Below are 22,821 nucleotides of genomic sequence, written 5' to 3'. Positions count from 1 at the left end.
CTCATTAGCGCACGATATCGGCGATCGTCACGTCGATGACGCCCGCATCCTTCGATAACACCGGCCCGCTCGTCCCCGTCATATCGCCGGATGCGGGCCGCGCCTGCCCCGACGCCGACACCCGCGCATCGATGCTGATGCGCGAGAAATCGGAGAGACGGCGGCTCGGCGTCATCGACATGGAATCGTCGAGACGCACGGTCGCGGGCAACTGATTCGCGCTCAGACGCCGCACGGCGAGCGGCATGCGCGATCCATCGTCGGCAAGCGCGTAGACGAAGACCGTATCGGTCGGACGAACGCGCTTTTCCAACTCCGCGCTCAGCCGCACGCGGATTTCCACCGAAGCCGCTTTCGCAACACTTCCCTTCGCGGCGAGCACGCGGGTCTCGTCAATATTCTTCCGCGCCTGCTGCGCGATCTCCGGCGCGAGATCCGGCACCTTGCTCAAACGTTCCCAGAACTGCATGGCGCTCGCGTAGTCGCGCCGATCGAACGCCGCCGATGCGGCCAGCGCGAGCGCTTTGGGTTCGTCGGCATCGAGCGCGAGCGCCGCGTCGATGACCTTCAGTGTCGCGTCGTTGAGATCGCCGCCGTTCGCGCTCGCCATCGCATCGGCGTAATCGGCGAGCAGCTCCGCATCGCGCGGGCGCAGCGCGACGGCGCGGCGGTATGCCTCGGTCGCGTCGCCGGGACGATCGAGCGCCATGTACGAGCGCGCGAGCATCGCCCAGCCTTGCGCGTCGTTCGGATCGTCGCGCAGGCGCGCGGCGAGGCGGCTGACGGCGGCTTGCATCGAAACGGGCGCGTCCGCGTGATCGCCCTTCGATGCGGCCGGCGCCGTCTGGATCGCGAGCGCGGCGGGATCGCCCACGCGCATGTAAAGCGTCAGCGCCGATGCCGGCACCAGCGCGATCAGCAAGCCGGCAAGCGCCGCGTGCGCCGCGTGCGTCGCGCCCTGCGAGGCGGCGGGCGCGCGCAACAGCGGCGGCACGACGCAGGCGAGCGCGCCGAGCAGCATCGCCGCAACGATCATCCAGAATGCGATCATCGGTTCGAACTCCTTTGGCGCCGCGCGTTTCGGGCGCGGCGGATATGCATTGCCATCGCGAGCGCGCCCGCCAGCAGCACAGCGAACGGACCGAACCACAACGCCCACGTCACCGGCTTCACCGGCGGGCGATACAGCACGAAGTCGCCGTATCGGCGCACCATGTAGGCCTGAATCTGCTCGTCGCTCGCGCCTTGCTCGACCTGCTCGCGAATGCGCGCGCGCAGATCGGCGGCGAGGTTCGCGTTGGAATCGGCGAGGCTCTGGTTCTGGCACACGACGCAGCGAAAGCGTTCCGCGAGATGGCGCGCGCGTTCGTCGTCGGGCGATTCCTGCGCGTGGGCGCAGCACATGCACGCGAGGAGAAGCAGCGCGAAGCGGCTAATCACGCATCTTCTCCTTTTGCAGCTTGCCGACGAGCGGCAGAATCACGCGATCGAGCGATGCGCGCGTGAGCGGCCCGGCCTGCCGATATCGCACGACACCCGCGCGATCGATGACGAAGGTCTCCGGCACGCCATACACGCCATAGTCGATGCCCGTGCGACCGTCGCGATCCACGAACGAAGTGACGTACGGATTGCCCGCCGTCTCCAGCCATTGCAGCGCGGGCCCGCGTTCGTCCTGGAAGTTCAGCCCATAGACCGGCGCCGCGCCGCTCGCCGCGAAGTCCATGAGCACGGGATGCTCGTCGCGGCACGCTTCGCACCACGACGCCCACACGTTCAGAATCCACACCTGACCGCGCAGCGCTTCGGATGACATCGTCTGGCTCGACGCATCGAGCTTCGGCAAATCGAACGCGGGCGCGGGCTTGCCGATGAGCGCGGATGGCAGATGGCGCGGATCGTGCCGCAATCCCGCCGCCAATACCGCGACGAGAAGGCCGAAGACGACGAACGGAATCAGGAAGCGCTTCATCGTCCGGTCTCGCCGATTGCGCGTGGCGCTTCATCGGCCATCGTCGCGGCGCGTTGCGGTTGCGGCGCGCGTTGCCGCACGAAACGCTGGTCCGCCGCCGCGAGCAGTCCGCCGAGCGCCATCAGAATGCAGCCGCCCCAGATCCAGCGCACGAACGGCTTGATCTGGATTCGCACGGTCCACGCGTCGGCGCCGGCCGGCTGATCCAGCGCGACGTAGAGATCGCGCAGCACGCCCTGATCGATGGCGGCTTCCGTCGTCGGCGTGTTCGATACGACGAACTCGCGCTTTTCGGGATTCAGCGTCGCGATGGCGCGGCCGTCGCGGGTCACGCTGATCGTCGCGCGCGTCGCGCGATAGTTCGGGCCGTCGAGCGTGCGCACGTCGTCGAGACGGAAGCGATAGCCGCCCACATCGACGCTTTGGCCTTTATCCAGACGGGCATCGTGTTCGACCGGAAAGCCCTTCACCATCGTCACGCCGATGATGAACACGCCGACGCCCGCATGCGCGAGCCACATGCCGACGGTCGCGAGCCGCACGCGCTGTCTTCCCTTCGCGATGCGCTCATACGCGCTCGTCGCGATCGTCGTGAAGGTCCATGCGGCGAGCAGGAAGCCGAGGCTCACGAAAGGACGCGACACGCCGGGCAGGAACGCCGTCGCCACGCTCACGAGCGCGGCCCAGCGCAGGCGCACCGCGATCTCGGGCAGACGCGCGACTTTCCAGCGCGCGAGCGGCCCGACGCCCATCAGGAAGACGGCGGGCGTCATCAGCGGAACGAATACGCTGTCGAAGTACGGCGCGCCGACGGAGATCTTGTCGAGGCCGAGCGCGTCGAGGACCATCGGATAGAGTGTGCCGAGCATCACCGACGCGGCGGCGACGAGCATCAGCAGATTGTTCGACAGCAGCAGCGCCTCGCGCGACACCGCTTCGAAGCCCACCGCCCTCGATGCCGCACGCGGCGCGCGCCACGCGAAGAGCGCGAGGCCGCCGCCGCAGAACAGCGCGAGCAGCGCGAGGATGAACACGCCGCGCGCGGGATCGGACGCGAATCCATGCACCGACGTCACGACGCCCGAGCGCACGAGGAAGGTGCCGAGCAGCGAAAGCGAGAACGCGCAGATGGCGAGCAGCGCGCTCCACGCGCGGAACGCGCCGCGCTTCGCGGTGGCGGCGAGCGAATGAATCAGCGCGGTGCCGACGAGCCACGGCATGAACGACGCGTTCTCGACCGGGTCCCAGAACCACCATCCGCCCCAGCCGAGTTCGTAGTACGCCCACGCGCTGCCGAGCATGATGCCGAGCGTGAGGAACATCCACGCGGCCAGCGTCCATGCACGCGATGTGCGCGCCCACGAGGCATCGAGCTTGCCTTCGAAGAGCGCGGCGATCGCGAACGCGAACGCGACCGAGAAGCCGACATAGCCCATGTACAGGAGCGGCGGATGAATCACCATGCCGGGGTCTTGCAAGAGCGGATTGAGGTCGCGGCCGTTCATCGCGGGCGGCATGATGCGCGTGAACGGATTCGACGTCAGCAGCATGAAGAGCAGAAAGCCCGCGTTGATCCAGCTCATCACGCCGAGCACGCGCGCGGCGAACGGAAGAGGCAGGCGGCGGCCGAACGCCGCGACCGCGATCATCCAGAGCGTCAGCAACAGCGCCCAGAGCAGCAGCGAACCTTCGTGGCCGCCCCAGACCGCCGTGAAGCGATAGATCGCCGGCAATGCCGAATTCGAATTGCCAATGACATAGATGACGGAGAAATCGTCACGAAGAAACGACGCCGCGAGACAGCCGAACGCGATCGCGACGAAGCCGAATTGCCCGCACACGGCGGGCGCGGCGACGCGCATCCATCGCTCGATGCGAAGACGCGCGCCGAGCATCGGCACGATGCCCGCGACGAGCGCGAGCAGCATCGCGAGAATCAGCGCGAAGTGGCCGAGCTCGGGAATCATCGGCGCGTTCCCGCGTTCGTGTCCGCCGAGGCGCGCACTTCGCGCAATGCGCGTTCGAGCTGCGGCGGCGAGTACTTTTCGTCGTGCTTCGCGAGGACTTCGTCGGCGAGAAAGCGGCCATCGGCGCCGAGCTTGCCTTGCGCAACCACGCCGCTGCCTTCGCGGAAGAGATCGGGCAGCGCGCCCGTGTAGGTGACCGGAATCGACGCGCGCTCGTCCGTGACGATGAAGCGCACGGTGCGGCCATCGGCATCGCGCGCGATCGAGCCGCGTTCGACGAGCCCGCCCAGCCGGAAACGCTGCGTGCGCGTCTCTTCGTGCGCGGCGATCTGGCTCGGGCTCACGAAGAACATCACATTGGCGCGAAACGCATTGAGCACGAACGCGCACGCAAGCCCCGCGCTCGCGATGCCGAGCGCGATGAACGCGAAGCGCCGATGCCGCGTCTTCATCGGCGTACCTCCGGCTCGCGCAGCGCGCGATGCACGAGCCAGGCTTCCGCGCCCATCAGCAGGAACGTGATCGCCAGCGCGGTGGACAGGATCGGGTTGGCGATGAGCATCGTCAGGATGTTCATGCTGGTCATGCGATGTGCTCCTCGATTCGCGACGGACGTTCATCGCTCGCGCGCACGCGTTCGGCGGCGCGCATGATGACGCGCACGCGCGCAAGCGACACGGCGATCGCATACGACCAGAATCCCGCCGTCATCACGACGATGCCCCATGCCATCGACTTCTCCATCGCCACGCCGCTGCCGAAGCCGAGCGATGGCCCCTGATGCAGCGTGTACCACCATTGCACCGAGAAATAGATGATCGGGATGTTCACCACGCCGATCAGCGCGAGCACCGAACACGCGCGGTCGGCGCGGCGCGTGCCGTCGATCGCGGCGTGCAGCGCGAGAAAACCCACGTAGAGAAAGAACAGGATCAGCTCGGACGTGAGGCGCGCGTCCCAGACCCACCAAGTGCCCCATGTCGGCTTGCCCCACAGCGCGCCGGAGATCAGCGCGATCACGGTGAAGAGCGCGCCCGTCGGCGCGAGGGCACGCGCCATCATCGCGGAAAGGCGCGCGTTCATCGCGAGATGCAGCGCGCTGTAGACGGCCATCACGAGGTAGATGAACATCGACATCCACGCGGCGGGCACGTGCACGAACATGATGCGGTAGATGTCGCGCTGCAGCGCATCGGCAGGCGCGATGGCGAGGCCTATCACGAGCCCCGCCACGATGAACACCACCGACGCGACGCCGAACCACGGCGTCGCGCGCGCGGCGAAGCGTTCGAAGTTGCGTGGAGACGCGTAGCGGAACCAGTTCATAGGCGCTATTCCATCGACAGACGCAGGGCCGCCGCGCTCGCCCACGGACACAGCCAGAGCGCGACGCACAGCGCCGCCGCGAGCAGCGAGAAGTTCGCGTTCGACCACGCGGCGCTTGCGGCCGGATCGGCCGCGCCGACGCCGAACACGAGCACGGGCACATAGAGCGGCAGAATCAGCAATGCGAGCACGACGCTGCCGCCGCGCACGCCGAGCGTGAGCGCCGCGCCCATCGAGCCGATGAGCGAGAGCAGGGGCGTGCCGATCAGCAGCGACGCCATCAGCATGACGATCGTGCGCGCATCGAGCCCGTATTCGAGCGCGACAACCGGCGCGAGCACGACGAGCGCGAGGCCCGTCGTGAGCCAGTGCGCGGCGATCTTGCCGAGCACGATGCCCGCGAGCGGCTGCGGCGAAAGCAGCATCTGTTCGAGCGCGCCGCTCGCGAAGTCGTTGCTGAAGAGCTGGCCGGCGGATAGCAGCGCCGCGAACAGCGCGGTGACCCACAGCACGCCCGGCGCGATCGCATGCAGGAGCTTCGGATCGGGACCGATGCCGAGCGGAAACAGGCTCGATGCCAACACGAAAAAGAGCAGCACGGAAAGCGTCACCGTGCGCGAGCGCCAGTTGAGGATCAGCTCGCGGCGGATCACCTGCAGCGCCAGTGCGATCATGCGGCGCTCCGCTCGAGATGCAGATGCCGCGTGCGCGCGGCATCGACGGCAAGCGGGCGATGCGTCGTCGCGACGAGCGTGCCGCCCTCGCGCAGATGATCGTCGATGCACGCGGCGAACCAGAGCGCCCCGGTGTCGTCGATGGCGTCGGTGGGTTCGTCGAGAAGCCAGAGCGGCTTGCCCGCGAGCACGAGCCGCGCGAGCGCGACGCGCCTTCTCTGGCCTTGCGACAGACGGTTCAGGCGCGTGTGCATGAGCGGCAGCACGCCGGCGCGGCCGAGCACGTCGCACTCGTCGATAGGCGCCGCGTGCGCGCCGAGCAAGGCGGCAAAGCGAAGATTCTCCGCGACGGTCAGCTCGCCATTGAAGCCGTCGGCGTGGCCGAGATACGCGAGGTCGCGCCGAAAGCGCGCGGGATCGTCGCGCACGTTCACGCCGCGCCACGACACGTTGCCCGCCGCGGGCGGCAGCAGTCCCGCGAGTGCGGCGATAAGCGAGCTCTTGCCGCTGCCGTTCGCGCCGTGGATAAGCAGGGCCGCGCCGCCATCGACGCATAGATCCACGCCCGCCACGATGGTGCGGCTGCCGCGCATCACGTCGAGTTGCCGGGCGCTGAGCATCGATGCCTCCTCTCTCGTCGATAGCGCTGGCCGCCGCGCTCACTGCTTCTTGCGGTTCTCGATATCCTGAGCCTTCGCCATGTCCGGCAGTTCATGCGCGATACCTTTATGACAATCGATGCACGTCTTCTCCCCCGTCTCCAGGAAACGTTGATGCGCCTCCTGCGCGCGTGGGCTCTGCCGCGTGAAGTCCATGTACTGGAACGAATGGCAGTTGCGGCATTCGAGCGAATCGTTGGCCTTGAAGCGCGACCATTCGTGCTCGGCCAGTTCGAGCCGCTTGTCGAGGAACTTCTCGCGCGTGTTCACGGTGCCGAAGATCTTCGCCCACACTTCCTTCGACGCCTGCATCTTGCGCGCGATCTTGTCCGTCCAGTTATGCGGCACGTGGCAGTCCGAGCACTTCGCGTGAACGCCCGTGCGGTTGCTGAAGTGGATCGTGTTCTTCAGCTCGGCATAGGTGTTGTCACGCATCTCGTGACAGCCGGTGCAGAAGACTTCGGTGTTGGTGAGCTCCATCGCCGTGTTGAAGGCGCCCCAGAAGATCACGCCCGCGACGAATCCGCCCAACGTCAGAAAGCCGAGGCTGTAGTACAGGCTCGGCCTTCGGATGGTGATCCAGTAGCGCTTGATCAGTGCCCACATGATGGTCGCTCATCGTTTCTGTTTCTTGGATGCCGGCTGCTGCTTGATGTCTTCGACGGCGACGAACGTATTACCGATCAGCAGCTTGGTGTCGGCCTGCGGAACGTGGCATTGCGTGCAGAAATAGCGGCGTGGCGACAGATGCCCGGACACGGCGCCGTCGCGGTCCATGTAATGCGAAATCGCGACGGGCACGGCGCCGCTCTCTTCGACGCGGCTGCGCGCATGACACGCGAGACAGCGGTTCGCATTCTTGTCGACCTGGTAGTTGTCGATCTTGTGCGGGATCGTCGGCGGTTGCTGTGCGTAGTTGAGGCCGCGTATCACGTCCTTGTTTTCGGTCGGCGCGATGAGCGGCGGCTTCGGCTCCGTGTCGAGCGGCGCCGTGCCGCGCAGCGCGTCGTGGAACGGCACATCGGGGACCGTGGGCTGCGCGATCGCGAGCGCGGCCAGCGCGGTGAGCGATGCGATGACGACGGCGATGAACGTGCGCATGGCGTGCTCCTAGGCCCTGACGATCTTGACCGCGCACTTCTTGAAGTCGGTCTGGAACGAGATCGGATCGGTGGCGTCGAGCGTCACTTTGTTGATGAGCTGACTCGCATCGAACCACGGGACGAACACGAGCCCGCGCGGAGGCTTGTCGCGGCCGCGTGTTTCGACGCGCGTGAGCATTTCGCCGCGCCGCGAGATCACGCGCACTTCCACGCCGCGCCGGATGCCGAGCGCCTTCGCGTCATCGGGATGCATGAAGCACACCGCATTCGGGAACGCGCGATAGAGCTCGGGCACGCGGCGTGTCATCGAGCCGGAATGCCAGTGCTCGAGCACGCGCCCGGTCGCGAGCCAGAACGGATATTCCTTGTCCGGCGATTCGGCGGGCGGCTCGTAGGGCAGCGCGTAGATGACCGCGCGGCCATCCGGATTGCCGTAGAACTGCCACCCGGTGCCGGCCTTCACGTAGGGATCGGTGCCTTCCTTGTAGCGCCAGCGCGTCTCCTTGCCGTTGACGACCGGCCAGCGGATGCCGCGCGCCTGGTGATAGTCGTCGAACGGCGCGAGATCGTGGCCGTGCCCGCGGCCGAAGCTCGCGTATTCCTCGAACAATCCCTTCTGGATATAGAAGCCGAACGCCGCGGCTTCGTTGTTGCGGTACTTCGGGTCCACTTGCGACGCGGGAAACTTGTCGACCTGGCCGTTGCGATAAAGAATGTCGTAGAGCGTCTTGCCCTTGTATTCCGGCATCTTCGCGATCAGCTCGGCGGGCCAGACTTCCTCCACCTTGAAGCGCTTGGAGAATTCGACGATCTGCCAGAGATCCGAATGCGCTCCGCCGGGCGCCTGCACCATCTGATGCCAGAACTGCGTGCGCCGCTCCGCGTTGCCATACGCGCCTTCTTTCTCGACCCACATCGCGGACGGCAGAATCAGGTCGGCGGCGACCGCCGTGACCGTCGGATAAACATCCGACACGACGACGAAATTCGAGTCCTTGCGATACCCCGGCAGCCCCTCGTTGTTCATGTTCGCGGCGGCCTGCATGTTGTTGTTGACCATCACCCAGTAGGCGTTGATCTTGCCGTCGCGCAGCATGCGGTTTTGCAGCACCGCATGAAAGCCCGGCTTGTCGGGAATGGTTCCCTCCGGCAGCTTCCAGATATGCTCCGCTTCCTCGCGATGCTTCGGGTTGGTCACGACCATGTCGGCGGGCAGACGGTGCGAGAACGTGCCGACTTCGCGCGCCGTGCCGCATGCGGACGGCTGTCCGGTCAGCGAGAACGGACTGTTGCCCGGCGTGGAGATCTTGCCCGTCAGCAAGTGCAGGTTGTAGACCATGTTATTGGCCCACGTGCCGCGCGTGTGCTGATTGAAACCCATTGTCCAGAAGGACACGACTTTCGTCTTCGGGTCCGCGTACAACTGCGCGAGCTGGTCGAGCTTGTTCTTCGGCACGCCCGAGAGCTTCGTCACGTAGGCCGCGTCGTAGCGCGAGACGAACTGCGCGAATTCGTCGAACGTGATCGGCTGCGAGCCGTTCGGATCGCCCGCGTTCTTCGCCGCCTTCTGCAGCGGATGATCGGGCCGCAAGCCGTAGCCGATATCCGTGTTGCCCTTCTTGAAGACCGTGTGCTTGTCGACGAACTCGCGATTCACCTTGCCGTTCTTGATGATGTAATTCGCGATGTAGTTCATGATCGCGAGATCGGACTGCGGCGTGAAGACGATCGTCTCGTCGGCGAGATCGAACGAGCGGTGCTCGAACGTCGACAGCGTGACGACGCGCACGTCCGGGCTCGAAAGCCGCCGCGCCGTGACGCGCGTCCACAGCACCGGATGCATCTCGGCCATGTTGGAGCCCCACAGCACGAAGGCATCGGTTGCCTCGATGTCGTCGTAGCAGCCCATCGGCTCGTCCATGCCGAAGGTCCGCATGAAGCCCGTCACGGCCGAGGCCATGCAGTGCCGCGCGTTCGGATCGATGTTGTTGCTGCGAAAGCCCGCTTTCATCAGCTTGACGCCCGCGTAGCCTTCCCACACGGTCCATTGCCCCGAGCCGAACATGCCGATGGCCGTCGGCCCTTTTTCTTTCAGCACGCGCTTGAACTGATCGGCCATCACGTTGAACGCGACGTCCCACGAAACGGGCAGGAACTCGCCGTTCTTGTCGAACTTGCCGTCTTTCATGCGCATGAGCGGCGTGGTCAGACGGTCCTGTCCGTACATGATCTTCGACAGGAAGTAGCCTTTCACGCAGTTGAGCCCGCGATTGACCTCGGCCTGCGGGTCCGCCTGCGTCGCGACGACCTGATTGCCCTTCACGCCGACGAGCACGCCGCATCCGGTGCCGCAGAAGCGGCAGGGCGCCTTCGACCACTTGATGTCGTCGCTCTGCGCGACGGCTTCCATGCCGGGCAGCGTGATGCCCGCGGACGCGGCGGCCGTGGCGGCGGCCGTCTGCTTAATGAACGCGCGACGAGTCAGTTTCATCGGCGATGTCCTCGTTGAGCGAATCGGCGTGTTCGTGATGCTGATAGACGAGCGCGGTGCTCACGACATCGGGTATCGACTGCACCGCTTGCAGTTGTTCGGCGACGCAGGAGGAGCGATCGCTTTCGAGCGTGAGAACGATCTTGCCTTCGCTCGAGCCGTGCACCTGGGCGCCGGGTAAGGCCGCGAGCGCGTCGGTGACGCGTTGCAAGGCTTCTATTCGCGCGTATACAACGACCCCTGCGATATGAAACTCGCAAGACGTGTCCGTCTCATCGTTGTAACGGTCGTTGGCATTGACGGGCATGTGCTCCATTTAATTTAAATAATCGCGACGCTCGTTAATGATGTGGCGGGCCGCCAATCAGCATTTGGTAGAACCAGACCGCGAATCCGTAAGCGGCAATGATCATGACCGTGAGCACGGGAACCATGACGACGGTCAGAAACAAAAAGCTGCGCAACTCTTCGGATTTCCGTATTTCCTCTTTCTCATCCATGGGGCGCGTCAGATCTCGGTTGGCATGGGTGGGGCCGGCTCGAAAGATGACTTCATTGTTGGTATAAGGAATGCATCTTTTCAAGTCCAAAATGACGATCGATGTCACGCGGCTCGTGGAACAGTCGAATAGATCCGGTCAGACGAACGTAACGGAATCCGGTGCAATGCGCGCGCGTCGTTTCGCGTTATTGAACGTGTTGCAATGCAATGAGCGCGTGAGCGCGCGGCGTGCAACTTGGCGTTTCATGCTTTGGAGCGCGCTTTAGCCGTGATCTGAAAGTCGCCCTTCCTTCAGATGGATAAAATCCGGGCAACTTCAAAAACGTGTGACACGCATCATGCCGACCAAGCTCGAATTCGCGACACCGGAAGGGCGCCTCTCTCTGTGCATCAACGACGTTCAGTTCATGGCCTACGACGCGGGCGAACTCGCCATGCAGTCGACGCGCGATTTCGTCGAGCGCATGCGGTCCATAGGATTCGGCGAACTTGCGGAGACATACGCGCGCCTGCTTGCGCAGAACAAAGTGTCGGTGATGGAGTTGCGTGAAGCGCGCGAGGAAGCGCAAGCATCGATGGATAACGAGGAGCAGTGCCTCGAGCTCGCGCAGCGTATCATGCCTCGGCTGGAGCAGCTTCGCGAGACCATTACGCGGACGCAAGTCGAGATGCGCGCGAACGTGGAGCGAATGTCGGGGCTTTCAGCGGCATGCGACCGCGCGTTGCGTCAGATTCCGGGTTACCGTCCGCCAAGCAGATATACGAAGTCCTGATCAATCGCGCGCATGCGCACTGATGCGCGCCTTACCGCGCGCAGGACGCCTCGTTGTCATAGGCCGTCTTGCCGAAGCGCTGCAGGATGTAGCTCTCGACCACGAGATAGAGATCTGCTTCGCGCGGACGCGTTCCCCAGCGGCTACTGCCCGCGACCGAAGCCACCGTGAACCACGAGTGCGGCGGAAACGATTCAGCGCGCAACACGCCGCGTTCGAAGATCCTGAGCCGCCCCGTATCGGTATGGAATTCGGCGCTGACCGCGCCGCCCGGCAAATCGATGCTCGCCGTGATTGCCTTCGCCTTCATGGTCTCGCTCTCTCAAGGTGCCGGTGCTGGGACGCCGCGTGACGCACGCCATTGCGCCGCTCGAATGAATTCGCGGGAAGGCGCCGGGCACGCGAGACGCCCGGCGCCGCGCGAAAAGATTCGTCATCTCCGCGCGCATGACAAGCTTATGACGCGAGCTTTCAATCGAACAATCCCGATAAGGCAGGGAGCCGATGGAAGGGTGCCGGATTGTCAAATTCTCCAGCGACGCGAGAAGCGCGCCGTCATCTCGGCAGAGATTCACTGATAGGCATACAGTAACGGCGTTGCGCGTTGCCGCCGAAACATCGGCGACCACGGCAAGTCATCCGCAACCTGTGCGAAGCACGACGCCAGCCGTTCGATGCCGCACATAAAACACCATCAGGCATGTCTCATCGGCTGCGCTTTTCCTTCGGGAGCAAGTGCCGATCCTGTTCACACGATTCGAAATCAAGAGGGAAGCAAACCATGCTGAAAGCGTATTCCTATGCCGCATCCGCAGCCGACAAACCGCTCGGCCCGCTGGAAATTCAGCGCCGCGATGTTGGTCCGAACGATGTTCGCATCGACATTCTGTTCTGCGGCGTGTGTCATTCCGACCTGCACATGGCGAGAAACGAATGGGGCGGCACGAACTATCCTGTCGTGCCGGGGCATGAGATCGTCGGGCGCGTCGTCGAGGTCGGGTCCGACGTGACGAAGTTCAAGGCCGGCGAACTCGCGGGCGTCGGTTGCATGGTCGATTCGTGCCGCGTCTGCGATGCCTGCAAGGAAGGACTCGAACAGTTCTGCGACGGCCCCGACAGCTTCATTCAAACTTACAACTCGCCCGATAAAAAGTCCGGCGGCTTCACGGCCGGCGGCTATTCGACGAGCATCGTGGTCGATGAGGCGTTTACGCTGCGCATTCCCGAGAACCTCGAGCTCGCGGCGGTCGCGCCGTTGCTGTGCGCGGGCATCACGACTTACTCGCCGCTGCGTCACTGGAACGTGCAGAAGGGGCACAAGGTCGGCATCGTGGGGCTCGGCGGTCTTGGGCACATGGGCGTGAAGCTCGCCGCGGCGATGGGCGCGCATGTCGTGCTCTTCACCACTTCGCCGGGCAAGATCGACGACGCGAAACGTCTGGGCGCGCACGAAGTCGTGATCTCGAAGGACCCGGATCAGATGGCCGCGCACGCGAACAGCTTCGATTTCATTCTGAACACGGTGGCCGCATCGCATGATCTCGATCAGTTCATGGCGCTGCTCAAGCGTGACGGCACGATGACACTCGTCGGCGCGCCGGAGCATCCGCATCCGTCGCCTTCTGTGATGAACATGATCTTCAAGCGCCGCTCGCTCGCGGGATCGCTCATCGGCGGGATCGCGGAGACGCAGGAAATGCTCGATTTCTGCGGCAAGCATGGCATCACGTCCGACATCGAGATGATCCGCATGGACGAGATCAACAAGGCCTACGAGCGTATGTTGAAGAGCGATGTGAAGTATCGCTTCGTGATCGATATGGCGACGATGGAGCGTTGATCCGAGTTTCGAGCAAAAGTAAAACCGCCGCGGATGCGGCGGTTGAAGGGGCGAGCATCAAGCATTGATGCTTGATCCTGGTTGGGTCTCCCGCGCGGTTGCCCACCATGACGAAAAGAGACTGGAGCACTCGAGCCTTAGCGGTGAACACAACAGAACGCGGCAAGTATCGTGAACGCGCCGAATATGCCTCGCCGCCCCAGCCAGCTTCTGCGCTGTTCGTCATCCTGCCGATATGAGCCTGAGCGAAGCGCCTGTCTTCGTTGAGCACCGTGCCGGGTGCAGCAGGAGCCATCTGGGGCCGTTCTGGGACATGCAAGGTAAGTCTTAGGTTGAGGCCGGGAAAGCTCCAACGCGGTTTATCGAGAAGCGCCTCTATCACGGCGGGAAAGATCCGGCCGGCGTTTTCTCGATCTCGCCCGGGCACCTGAATGCCGGATTGCCGTCATGACTTGCTGGAGATCGTAGCCCGGCACTTTCCTAGCAGCATTGAATCTAGCGCAATTGCGCTAGCGAGCAAGACAGGTCGATGCACTCACTCATCTTGAGCGGTATCGCTGCGGTCCGCGCATGTTCAATCAGTTGCAAAGATCAACGAAATTTGACGAATGCTTGAAGTGGATTTGTGGGCGCTTGCCTTATCCTCCGTGTCCGGTCAGACGGCCGCTTCAAACGGAATATCGCGACTTGTCAGTAGTGTAAAGAAATCGACGATATTATTGGATGACGGAGTGTGCCCAAGCGTCTGATGTATCAATCTGTTCTGGAAGTAAAGGAAGGTGTTTTGCTTGAAACATAATAACGATAACGCGTTGGAAGCCAACCAAGACCAAGACCAAGACCAAGACCAAGACCAAGACCAAGACCAAGACCAAGACCAAGACCAAGACCAAGACCAAGACCAAGACCAAGACCAAGACCAAGACCAAGACCAAGACCAAGACCAAGACCAAGACCATGGGCTCATGGCACTGGTAACCAACGGCGCGAACAGTGTCACCACGGTAAGCGGCAACGACAACAACCTGGCCTACATTGGTTCGAGCGGGACGGTGAACATCGGTGGACGAGGCCAGCACATCAACGGTTACGGAGCGGTAATCAATTGCGCGTCAGGATTTTCAGGCAATATCTCGGGCGGCTCAAACCAGATAAACCTTTCGGGAACTGGTTCCTACGTTGGACTGTTGGGTGGAACCGGCTACACCGTCAATAACGCACAAGGAGCAACGATTAGCGCGTTGGACAATACTAGTGTCCTCGTCAACGGATCGAGCAATTCGTTAGGGCTTGGCGCGCACAGCGCCGTGGCATTAAACGGCAGCGACAATACGGTCGGTGTTGGACTCAACTCTGTCATAGTCGACAACGGGCTCAACAACAAGATGATCGCAAGTCAAAGCGTGATACAGCTTGGGAGCCAGAATATCGGCAAGGTGATCTACGTCTATGGGGACAACAATTACATCGATGCTTCAGCCTTGCGCACAGCGGACCCGCTTACTCAGGCAAGGATTTATGTTCGAGGCACAGGCAATATAATTAACGCAAATCCCAATACGATCATCGATCTCAACGGCACCACTGGAAATTTCGTTGCCGGCGCCTCTGTCCCAGTCTTTTGCGACACGGTCAATGGCTATACGCGCGGAACGGGAGCCGGCATGGCGGGGACTTATGGCCCGATACTGCCCCCATCTTCCGGCGGCTCGACTGCGACGGGTGGCGGCGGCAGTAGCGGAGGCGGCGCAGACATCTATCCTGGAACCGGAGGATCGTACCCACCCATCATAGATCCGTGGTACGCCGAAAACTCCTTCAATAATCCCCCAAGTGGTTGCGCCTCTTACATCGACGAAAATGGAGATTTGAACGTATGCGTAACCGGCGGGGGGCTAGGGGCCGCTCTGTCCCGTGCACCGGTTGACTTGCAGGGTGGTGGCGATTCCGAGGCCATGGAAGGTTCACCGTCCATCGAGCCGAGGACAATGCCGACGAATGAGAGTTCTCAAGATGCGAGTCCGACGACTACTGCGGATAGCGTGAGTCAGGCGAGTACCGATGCTGCGGTCGAGAGTCTCATTGCTGCGCTTGCGTCGTTTGGGGTAGACAGTTCGATTGGCTCTACATGCGTTTCGCCGCCGCAGAACGACAGCAACATGTTGCTTGTAGCAACTGCTCATTGATTTCTAAAGATGCCTGCGAGGTATACCAAGCCTCGCTGCCGCTCGACGCGCCCGCAAAATTGATGCGCCCGAGCGCCAAGGCGGATCGATGCTTAGGCGCGCTGCCGCGATGCGTTGACACATACCTCGACGCATCGCGGCGGCGCTTACTTTACCGACGCGGTATTCATCGCCCGCGCGGATTCAGCGGGCAGCACCGACGTCAGCACATTCGCCGGCACATGCTGCGCCTCTTCCTTTGACACCGCACCGACGAACTTCCATCCGGACGGCATCTTCACGAACGTGAAGCCGGTCGGCTGATCGACGAACACGGAATATGGCGCGGGTGAAGCCGCTTGCGCGCTGGTTTGCGCGAGAGCGACGAGCGGACTGGCCAGTAACAAAGCGGCGGCGAGCGCGGACAAAGTCGATTTCATGACGATACTCCCGGGAAGGTTCCGTTATTTATATAACGATCGATACAGATATTTAACCATCGGCGGAGGACAAAATCCAGATATTTTGTTACGATCGACACATAATTCAGAATTGCAATGCGCGCATCAATCGGCGTGCACGAAGGAGCGAGACATGTCGTCGGAAGTGCGGGAGACGCAGCACAGGGCGCGCGGCCGGCCGCGCGAGTTCGATCGCGAAGCCGCATTGCGAAGCGCGATGGAAGTGTTCTGGGCCAAGGGCTTCGACACCTGCTCCATGTCCGACCTCGTCGATGCAATGGGCATCAATTCGCCGAGCCTCTACGCGGCGTTCGGCAGCAAGGAAGACCTGTATCGCGAGGCGGTGAACCTTTACGCGGATGCGGAAGGCGGCGCGTCGCTCAGGCAGTTGCAGGCGCACGAATCGGTGCGCGACGGCCTGCGCGCGATGTTTCGCGCGAGTGTCGATCTGTACACCGGCACATCGAGTCCGCGCGGCTGCATGATCTTTCTGGGCGCGATGTCCGTCGGCGCCGAGCACGCGCAATTGCGCGCCGAGATGAAGAAGCTCAGGCGCAAGGCGGCGTCGATCGTCGCGGCGCGGCTCGCGAAAGGCGTCGAAAGCGGCGAGCTCGACGCGCGCACCGACACGCAGGCGCTCGCCGCGCTGTGCATGACGCTCTTCGCGGGCCTGTCGATCCAGGCGCAGGACGGCGTGCGCAAGACAGCGCTCTTCGCGGCAATCGATCAGTTCATCGGGACACTGCCGCTGCGCGCGAAGCGCTGAAACCACGCATCGCGGTTGCTAGTCGACTGCGTCATTGATTTGGCACCTGGCGGATTCGACGCGAAGGATCGTCATACTTCCACTTGATCGGCTTCGGATTTTTGTTGTGCTCGCGGATGTAGCGCATGAGTTTGCGATTCAGATCCTTTACTGAAGTGAAGATGCCCCGGGCGATCACATCACGCTGGATGCGCGAGAACCAGTTTTCCACTTGGTTAAGCCACGACGAGTAGGTCGGCGTGAAGTGCAGACGTACGTTGCGATGCGCGTTGAGGAAGGTGGCCACCCGCTCCGTCTTATGGCTACTCACGTTGTCACAGATGACATGGATTTCTCTGCGTTTGGGCTGGCTGGCCACGACGTCGGTCAGGAAGGCCACAAACTGTTCGCTGGTGTGGCGCGGCGCTGTTCTGCCCAGCACCTCGCCGGTCGCAGTATTGAACGCCGCGAACAGGCTGAGCGTGCCGTTGCGCTTGTACTCGAAGCCGTGACTCTCGGCGCGCCCCGGCGACAGCGGCAGCATCCGGTCCTTGCGGTCGAGTGCCTGAATCGCGGTCTTCTCGTCCACACAGAACACCGCTGCGTGCGCCGGCGGGTTCAGGTAAAGCCCGATCACGTCGGCTGCTTTGGCCTCGAAGTCCGGGTCGTTGGAGACCATGTGCCGCTCCAACTGCTGCGGCTTGACCCCATGCTTGCGCCAGATGCGCTGCACGGTCGAGACCGACACGTCGCCGAGCTCTGCCGCAAGCTTATAGCTGCTCCAGTGTGTCGAGCCGTCGGTGGGTTTGTGCTTGAGAGTACGGTTGAGCACACGCGCCTCAAGTCTGGCTGGCGGCTGCTTGGGAGCGCGCCCGGGATGTCGGGCGTACATGCCAGACAGTCGCTCGCTAAGAAAGCGCCCCGACCAGCGCGCGATGAAGCGCGAGTCGCAACCCAGTGTGCGCATGATGCTGTCGCGCGATTCGCCGTCCTCGAGCATCAGGATCAACTTCGCGCGTCGTACGTCCGCCGCACGCACCGTTCGGCTGCGCGCCGCCGACAGCAGTTGCTCGCGTTCGGTATCGGTCAGATTCATTTTGCCCATGACCCGCATCTGAACACACTTGGGGTGCCAATTCAATGATGCAATGCACTAGCATCGGTCGCTTGCGTCGTTACGCGAAACGATCGCCATCCACGCGAACGGGGATGAAACAAACTGTCCCCGCGCTTGCCCGCACACCGAGCGGCGAGACAAAATTCTCCGGCTGGAACGCCTGTTCGCAGGACGCGACACGCGCATCACGGAGCATCGACATGTCAACCCACGTCATCAGTTTTTTCGCGGAGGACCACGCGCGTGCGTCGTTCGAGAATCATCGCCGCTATTGTGCGCGCCGGTCCTATGCGCACGAATATGTCGATACGAGCGGCACCGGCTGGCAGCATCTGCGCATGCAGCGCAAATATCAGATTCTCTTGCGTACGCTGCGCGCCTGCGCCGAAGGCGATCTCGTCTTGCTCCTGACGCAGGACTGCCTGCTGTTGCGCGACGTCTCATGCGAGACATTGATCGCGAATGCGGGCCGCGACTGGATCGTCATGACGTCCGGCAATGGCGACGCCAGTTACGTGATGGCGGCGTTTCAACTCTGGCGCAACACGGCCGCCGCTCGCGAGCAGGTGGAGCGCATCTGTCACGGCGCGAAGTTTGGCGGTGCGCTCGCGAGCGAGTCCGACCTGCTGCGCGCGCTCGAACCGCTGCCGTTCAACGTATCGATCGGCGGAATCGTCCCGGTCATTCCGGCGGCGCTGCACGTGCATCCGGTTTGGACCGAATGGTCCGCGTTCGCGATCGCGCTGGAGGACATTCCCGACGCGCCGAAGAATCACCCGGTTTTCGCGGATTTGCGCGATCTGCTCGCGGAGCACATCAACGATTGCCAGGCGAAAGGGGTGCCGTATCTCGCGCTGCCGCCGCAGGATGACAGCGCCGCCGCCGCGAGCTACGAGGCGCTGAATCGTCATGCGCCCGTCGCGCTTGCGATGCTCTACACGCCGAATATCCGCGAGTACGGCGCGATCGCCGAGCGCAACCTGCGCCGTTACTGCGAGCGGCACGGCCATGCGCTTCATCTTTATCGCGACGTGCCGGCGGAAGCGGGCCCCGGCGCGAGCGGCAACTGGCTCAAGCCGTGGGTGCTGCGCCGCCATCTCGCGGATCACGAGTGGCTTTTCTGGATCGACGCCGACGTGCTCATCATCGATCAGGACAAGCCGCTCGAACCGCTGCTGAAGAACCGCGACCGCGTGATCGCCATGGATGTGAGCTGGCAGTTCAACTCGGGCATCATGGGCTTTCGCAATACGCCGCAGAACCTCGCCGTGCTGACGGAAATCGAGCAGAGCATCGGCGCGGTCGCGGACAAATCGTCGATCTATGCGAGCGGCGGCGATCAGGACGTGTTCATCAGGGTTCTACAGCGGCACGGCATGGCCGAGGATCGGGATCTGCTCGACTGCACGACGCTCAACACGCCATATCAGCATCAGAGCCGCGATAGTTTCATGGTGCATTACATGCATATGTGGCCGTCGCTGCGCGCGCTCGCGATGCATGGTGGCGATCTCGCGAGCCAGCGCCGCTGTGCGCGTCGATCATGAGCACGCGCAACGCGCTTGCGTTCTTGACTTTCTAATCGATTGCGCGCGAGCATGAGTGATCGCGCGGTGCTTTTGCGCGGTCATCGTCTTTGTACGTAGTCCCTACATACACATCACTTCGATGGTGACGCGTCCGCCCACACCACGGCAGCAGATCCGCCTGTGCACCGGGAGCGATGGCGTGCGCATCGCGTTCGCGACGTGCGGCTCCGGGCCGCCGCTCATCAAGGCTGCGAACTGGCTCAGTCATCTGGATCTGGATTTCACGAGCCCGGTATGGAGCCATCTGATGCTCGAGCTGAGCAGCCAGCACACGCTGATTCGCTACGATCAGCGCGGCTGCGGCCTCTCGGACCGCGATGTCGCCGAGATCTCCTTCGCCGCGTGGCTGCGCGATCTGGAAGCCGTCGTCGATGCAAGCGGGCTCGAACGCTTTCCGCTGCTCGGGATATCGCAGGGCGCGTCGATCGCCATTGCGTATGCGGTCGCGCATCCGGAGCGTGTCACGCATCTCGTGCTGCATGGCGGCTACGCGCGCGGCCGGCTCAAGCGCTCGTGCGATCCCGCGCTGCACGAGGAAGCCGAAATGCTCGTGAAGCTCGCGGAACTCGGCTGGGGCAAGCAGAATCCGGCGTTCCGCCAGTTCTTCACGACGCAGTTCATTCCGGGCGGCACGCCGGAGCAGCATCACTGGTTCAACGAGCTCGAGCGCCTCACGACCACGCCGCGCAACGCCGCGCGCATCATGCGCGTGTTCAACGAGATCGACGTGGTGGACCTGCTGCCGCGCGTGCAATGTCCGACACTCGTGCTGCACGCGAACGGCGATGCGCGCGTGCCGTTCGACGAAAGCCGCCTGCTCGCCGGCCAGATTCCTGGCGCGCGCTTCGTGCCGCTCGAAAGCGAGAATCACCTCGTGCTCGAATCCGAGCCCGCGTGGCAGCGCTGGCGCGATGAAGTGCGCGCGTTCGTGCCGTCGTCGGCGCAGGTGACCGACGGCGCCTTCTCCGCGTTGACGCCGCGCGAACGCGATATCGTCGAGTTGCTCGCGGGCGGCCGCGACAACGCGCAAATTGCCGCGCGTCTCGCGTTGAGCGAGAAGACCGTGCGCAATCACATCACCAGCATTTTCGCGAAGCTGGAAGTCGAGAACCGCGCGCAGGCCATCGTGCTCGCGCGGCGCGCGGGCTTCGACGCGCCCGCCGTCTGAAGCGTTTCGTTCACGCGCTTCGGGACAAAAGTCCCCCTTTCTATCCGCCAAAAGCCAGCTTTCAGGCCCGCAACCGGGACATGCGCCTCATGCGAACGCGCGTGCTTCTCCCGAGAATGCATCGCAGAACGGTGACGCGATGCATGACCTCGATGCTTGACTTTTACGCCGACCTGTTCGACGAAGCGCCGCCTCTCTGGCGCACATTCATCGCAGTCATCGACGCAGAGTCATCCCGGAGTTCGCACATGAAAGCCGTTCAGCACGAGTCCACCCAATCGAGCCAGCAACAGCGCTACGCGAAGTGCATCGAAGTGTCCCGCCGCATCCGCTGGGACATCGATCGCGACGTATTGCGCGGCCGTCACTTCGATCCCGCGCACAAGTTCATGCCCGACGGGCTGTCCGAAGTGAACCGCCTGCCGTTTCTGGACGCGCGCGAACGCCGCCTGATGTCGCAGGTTCAGGGCCGCACTTACGCGAACATGTTCGGCATGATCGAGCGATTCATCGGCGCGAAGATGCTCGAAGTGGGCCGCGGTCACGCGCTCGGCGATCAGAGCGCGCTGGAAGCGATCGTCCGTTTCACCGATGAGGAACTGAAGCATCAGGAGTTGTTCCGCCGCGTGGAGAAGCTCGCGGCCGAAGCGCTGCCGCCGGGCTACCGCTTCATTCCGCAAGCCGACGAAGTGGCCGCCTTCGTGCTCGGCAAAGCCACCTGGTCGATTCTCGCGCTGACCTGTTGCATCGAAATCGTCACGCAGGTGCATTACCGGCAGAGCATGGAAAGCGACAGCAGCCTGTCGCCGCTCTTCAAGGACATCTTCCTGTTCCACTGGAAGGAAGAGTCGCAGCACGCGATCATCGACGAACTGGAGTGGCTGCGCGAGGACGCGCGCATGGACGACGCCGCGCGCGATGCCGCGGTCGGCGATCTGATCGACCTCGTCGCGGCCATCGACGGAATGATGCAGGCGCAGGCCGCCGCCGACGCGCATTACTTCGTCACGCTGCTCGACCGCGCGCTGTCCGACGAAGAAGAAGCGCGCTTGCATGCCGGACTGGTCGATGCGTATCGCTGGCAGTACATCATCTCGGGCGTCGACGAGCCGCGTTTCGGCGAAATCCTGATGAGCGTGATCAACGAGCGCCAGGGCGAGCGGCTCGGCGCCGCGCTCGCGCCGATGAGACGCCGCACACTCGCAAGCGAGCCCGATGCGCTTGCGTGACGCGCCCGGTGTGAAGCGCCCGGTGTGAAGCGCAAGAAGGCCGGGTCATGACACCCGGCCTTCTTCATTTTCGAAAGCAACGCGTAAGCAAAATCGGTTTGCTGCTCTGCAAAACGCTGAATTACCGTGAAAATCTAGTCGATACCGGCGTACTGAACCCGATTTTTTTGGTGCAACATATGGGTCATACGTAATCGCCGTTCGCTGTCCCAAACTGATAAATAGATTGGACCATCATGCTCGCCGAACCGTTGCCGCACGCATGCGATATTGAAAAATTCGCCGAGGACCAGGAGCGCTTCGCGCGTCACACGCCATCTGAAATTTCCATTTGCCTGCGCACTCTCGCGCAGCGCCGCGACATGCTGACAGTGACGAGCGCGCAAGGGCAGATCGTCACGCAATTGCTGGAAGTGGATGTGCGCGGGGCGCGCATCGTGTTCGACTGGGGCGGCGACGCATCGGACAATCGCGCGCTGCTCGATGCGCGGCAGCTGTATTTCAAGGGCGCGCCGGACGGCGTGCGCGTCGAATTCACGACGGCCGCCGCGCATGCCGTGACGCACGAAGGGCGGCCGGCGTTCGAAGCGCCGTTTCCCGAGAAGCTCTACCAGTTCCAGCGCCGAGAATATTTCCGTGTGCCGGCGCCGATTCTCGATCCCTTCTACGCGAAAGGCGCATTCGCAGACGGCGAGTCCTTCCGCTACGAAGTGCACGATCTGTCGCTCGGCGGCATCGCGCTGCGCATGGAGTCGCCGCGTCTCGCGGAGACGGAGATCGGCACCGTGTTCAACGATGTCGTTCTGCATCTCGGCCCGGGCGCGGCCTTGCCCGTCGATCTCGAACTCGTGTCGCCGCGCACCGTGACCACGCCACGCGGCGATGTGCGCCATGTCGTCGGCTTTCGCTTCGTGCGGCTCTCGGGCGCGGCGGAGAACGTGCTGCAACGGCTCATCACGCGCATGGAAGCGAAGCGCCGCAGCCTGTCGGCGTAGCCAGCCTGAAACGGGGCACGCGTGGAGTAGAATGCGTGCCTCTTT

General features: G+C 63.2%; 25 protein-coding genes. 8 read left to right on the top strand and 17 right to left on the bottom strand.

Features of this window, described 5'->3' with window-relative positions:
- Positions 1-4 precede the first annotated feature (4 nt).
- Genes AC1Z32_RS06590 through napE form a run of 14 tightly spaced genes read right to left on the bottom strand, consistent with a single transcriptional unit; the run spans position 5 to position 10,692 of the window.
- On the bottom strand, positions 5-1,051 hold the full coding sequence (locus tag AC1Z32_RS06590) for a tetratricopeptide repeat protein (protein WP_483477883.1): 1,047 nt from the start codon (positions 1,049-1,051) through the stop codon (positions 5-7).
- Entirely contained in the window at positions 1,048-1,440 is a 393-nt protein-coding gene (locus AC1Z32_RS06585) for a cytochrome c-type biogenesis protein (RefSeq protein WP_483477882.1), read from the bottom strand. Before AC1Z32_RS06585 ends, AC1Z32_RS06590 begins: the two co-directional genes overlap by 4 nt.
- On the bottom strand, positions 1,433-1,972 hold the full coding sequence (locus AC1Z32_RS06580) for a DsbE family thiol:disulfide interchange protein (protein WP_483477881.1): 540 nt from the start codon (positions 1,970-1,972) through the stop codon (positions 1,433-1,435). The genes AC1Z32_RS06585 and AC1Z32_RS06580 overlap by 8 nt, the downstream gene beginning before the upstream one ends.
- Positions 1,969-3,939, bottom strand: coding sequence for a heme lyase CcmF/NrfE family subunit (locus tag AC1Z32_RS06575; RefSeq protein WP_483477880.1), 1,971 nt, complete (start codon positions 3,937-3,939; stop codon positions 1,969-1,971). The genes AC1Z32_RS06580 and AC1Z32_RS06575 overlap by 4 nt, the downstream gene beginning before the upstream one ends.
- Positions 3,936-4,391: a cytochrome c maturation protein CcmE gene (ccmE, locus tag AC1Z32_RS06570; RefSeq protein ID WP_483477879.1), complete on the bottom strand. Its 456-nt coding sequence runs from the start codon at positions 4,389-4,391 to the stop codon at positions 3,936-3,938. The genes AC1Z32_RS06575 and ccmE overlap by 4 nt, the downstream gene beginning before the upstream one ends.
- The gene (locus tag AC1Z32_RS06565) at positions 4,388-4,525 is read right to left on the bottom strand and encodes a hypothetical protein (protein ID WP_483477878.1); all 138 of its coding nucleotides are present in this window, start codon (positions 4,523-4,525) and stop codon (positions 4,388-4,390) included. The genes ccmE and AC1Z32_RS06565 overlap by 4 nt, the downstream gene beginning before the upstream one ends.
- Complete coding sequence (gene ccmC, locus AC1Z32_RS06560) at positions 4,522-5,265, bottom strand: heme ABC transporter permease CcmC (RefSeq protein WP_483477877.1); 744 nt, start codon at positions 5,263-5,265, stop codon at positions 4,522-4,524. The genes AC1Z32_RS06565 and ccmC overlap by 4 nt, the downstream gene beginning before the upstream one ends.
- Before the next feature lie 5 nt (positions 5,266-5,270).
- Positions 5,271-5,939 carry a heme exporter protein CcmB gene (ccmB, locus tag AC1Z32_RS06555; protein WP_483477876.1) on the bottom strand — a complete coding sequence of 223 codons (669 nt, stop codon included), beginning with the start codon at positions 5,937-5,939 and terminating at the stop codon, positions 5,271-5,273.
- On the bottom strand, positions 5,936-6,559 hold the full coding sequence (ccmA, locus tag AC1Z32_RS06550) for a cytochrome c biogenesis heme-transporting ATPase CcmA (RefSeq protein WP_483477875.1): 624 nt from the start codon (positions 6,557-6,559) through the stop codon (positions 5,936-5,938). The genes ccmB and ccmA overlap by 4 nt, the downstream gene beginning before the upstream one ends.
- A 39-nt stretch (positions 6,560-6,598) precedes the next feature.
- Complete coding sequence (locus AC1Z32_RS06545) at positions 6,599-7,204, bottom strand: NapC/NirT family cytochrome c (RefSeq protein ID WP_483477874.1); 606 nt, start codon at positions 7,202-7,204, stop codon at positions 6,599-6,601.
- Positions 7,205-7,213: 9 nt separating this feature from the next.
- Positions 7,214-7,699: a nitrate reductase cytochrome c-type subunit gene (locus AC1Z32_RS06540; RefSeq protein ID WP_483477873.1), complete on the bottom strand. Its 486-nt coding sequence runs from the start codon at positions 7,697-7,699 to the stop codon at positions 7,214-7,216.
- A gap of 9 nt (positions 7,700-7,708) precedes the next feature.
- Positions 7,709-10,192, bottom strand: coding sequence for a periplasmic nitrate reductase subunit alpha (napA, locus tag AC1Z32_RS06535; protein ID WP_483477872.1), 2,484 nt, complete (start codon positions 10,190-10,192; stop codon positions 7,709-7,711).
- On the bottom strand, positions 10,164-10,499 hold the full coding sequence (locus AC1Z32_RS06530; RefSeq protein WP_483477871.1) for a chaperone NapD: 336 nt from the start codon (positions 10,497-10,499) through the stop codon (positions 10,164-10,166). Before AC1Z32_RS06530 ends, napA begins: the two co-directional genes overlap by 29 nt.
- A gap of 34 nt (positions 10,500-10,533) precedes the next feature.
- Positions 10,534-10,692, bottom strand: a complete 159-nt coding sequence (napE, locus tag AC1Z32_RS06525; RefSeq protein WP_483478217.1) for a periplasmic nitrate reductase, NapE protein — start codon at positions 10,690-10,692, stop codon at positions 10,534-10,536.
- A gap of 340 nt (positions 10,693-11,032) precedes the next feature.
- On the opposite strand from napE, the gene AC1Z32_RS06520 reads away from it, so the two are divergent.
- Positions 11,033-11,467 (top strand): hypothetical protein, encoded by a 435-nt coding sequence (locus AC1Z32_RS06520; protein ID WP_483477870.1) that lies wholly within the window; start codon positions 11,033-11,035, stop codon positions 11,465-11,467.
- 31 nt (positions 11,468-11,498) lie between these two features.
- Here the strand turns inward: AC1Z32_RS06520 and AC1Z32_RS06515 are convergent, their stop codons facing one another.
- Positions 11,499-11,777: a hypothetical protein gene (locus AC1Z32_RS06515; protein ID WP_483477869.1), complete on the bottom strand. Its 279-nt coding sequence runs from the start codon at positions 11,775-11,777 to the stop codon at positions 11,499-11,501.
- A gap of 471 nt (positions 11,778-12,248) precedes the next feature.
- Here AC1Z32_RS06515 and AC1Z32_RS06510 point away from each other — a divergent pair, with 471 nt between their 5' ends.
- Together AC1Z32_RS06510 and AC1Z32_RS06505 are read left to right on the top strand one after the other, a co-directional pair.
- The gene (locus AC1Z32_RS06510) at positions 12,249-13,307 is read left to right on the top strand and encodes an NAD(P)-dependent alcohol dehydrogenase (protein WP_062608925.1); all 1,059 of its coding nucleotides are present in this window, start codon (positions 12,249-12,251) and stop codon (positions 13,305-13,307) included.
- A gap of 965 nt (positions 13,308-14,272) precedes the next feature.
- Positions 14,273-15,493: a hypothetical protein gene (locus AC1Z32_RS06505; protein WP_483477868.1), complete on the top strand. Its 1,221-nt coding sequence runs from the start codon at positions 14,273-14,275 to the stop codon at positions 15,491-15,493.
- Between the two features lie 146 nt (positions 15,494-15,639).
- On the opposite strand, the gene AC1Z32_RS06500 is transcribed toward AC1Z32_RS06505, so the two are convergent.
- A complete protein-coding gene (locus AC1Z32_RS06500) occupies positions 15,640-15,912 on the bottom strand; it encodes a hypothetical protein (RefSeq protein ID WP_483477867.1) in 273 nt (90 codons plus the stop codon).
- A 154-nt stretch (positions 15,913-16,066) separates the two neighbouring features.
- Between AC1Z32_RS06500 and AC1Z32_RS06495 the strand changes: the two genes are divergently transcribed.
- Complete coding sequence (locus AC1Z32_RS06495) at positions 16,067-16,699, top strand: TetR/AcrR family transcriptional regulator (protein WP_483477866.1); 633 nt, start codon at positions 16,067-16,069, stop codon at positions 16,697-16,699.
- Between the two features lie 31 nt (positions 16,700-16,730).
- Here the strand turns inward: AC1Z32_RS06495 and AC1Z32_RS06490 are convergent, their stop codons facing one another.
- Entirely contained in the window at positions 16,731-17,792 is a 1,062-nt protein-coding gene (locus AC1Z32_RS06490; protein ID WP_483476817.1) for an IS630 family transposase, read from the bottom strand.
- A gap of 203 nt (positions 17,793-17,995) precedes the next feature.
- Between AC1Z32_RS06490 and AC1Z32_RS06485 the strand changes: the two genes are divergently transcribed.
- From AC1Z32_RS06485 to AC1Z32_RS06470, 4 genes are all read left to right on the top strand, one after another.
- Complete coding sequence (locus AC1Z32_RS06485; RefSeq protein ID WP_483477865.1) at positions 17,996-19,342, top strand: glycosyltransferase family protein; 1,347 nt, start codon at positions 17,996-17,998, stop codon at positions 19,340-19,342.
- A 121-nt stretch (positions 19,343-19,463) separates the two neighbouring features.
- Positions 19,464-20,552, top strand: coding sequence for an alpha/beta fold hydrolase (locus tag AC1Z32_RS06480; protein WP_483477864.1), 1,089 nt, complete (start codon positions 19,464-19,466; stop codon positions 20,550-20,552).
- Between the two features lie 248 nt (positions 20,553-20,800).
- Complete coding sequence (locus AC1Z32_RS06475) at positions 20,801-21,781, top strand: hypothetical protein (protein WP_483477863.1); 981 nt, start codon at positions 20,801-20,803, stop codon at positions 21,779-21,781.
- A 236-nt stretch (positions 21,782-22,017) separates the two neighbouring features.
- Positions 22,018-22,776, top strand: a complete 759-nt coding sequence (locus AC1Z32_RS06470; protein ID WP_483477862.1) for a flagellar brake protein — start codon at positions 22,018-22,020, stop codon at positions 22,774-22,776.
- The last annotated feature ends 45 nt before the right edge of the window (positions 22,777-22,821 follow it).

Source organism: Caballeronia sp. 11_S32, assembly GCF_056930355.1.
The sequence above is the reverse complement of the archived record's forward strand: the minus strand, read 5'-3'. Positions and strand labels throughout refer to the sequence as shown.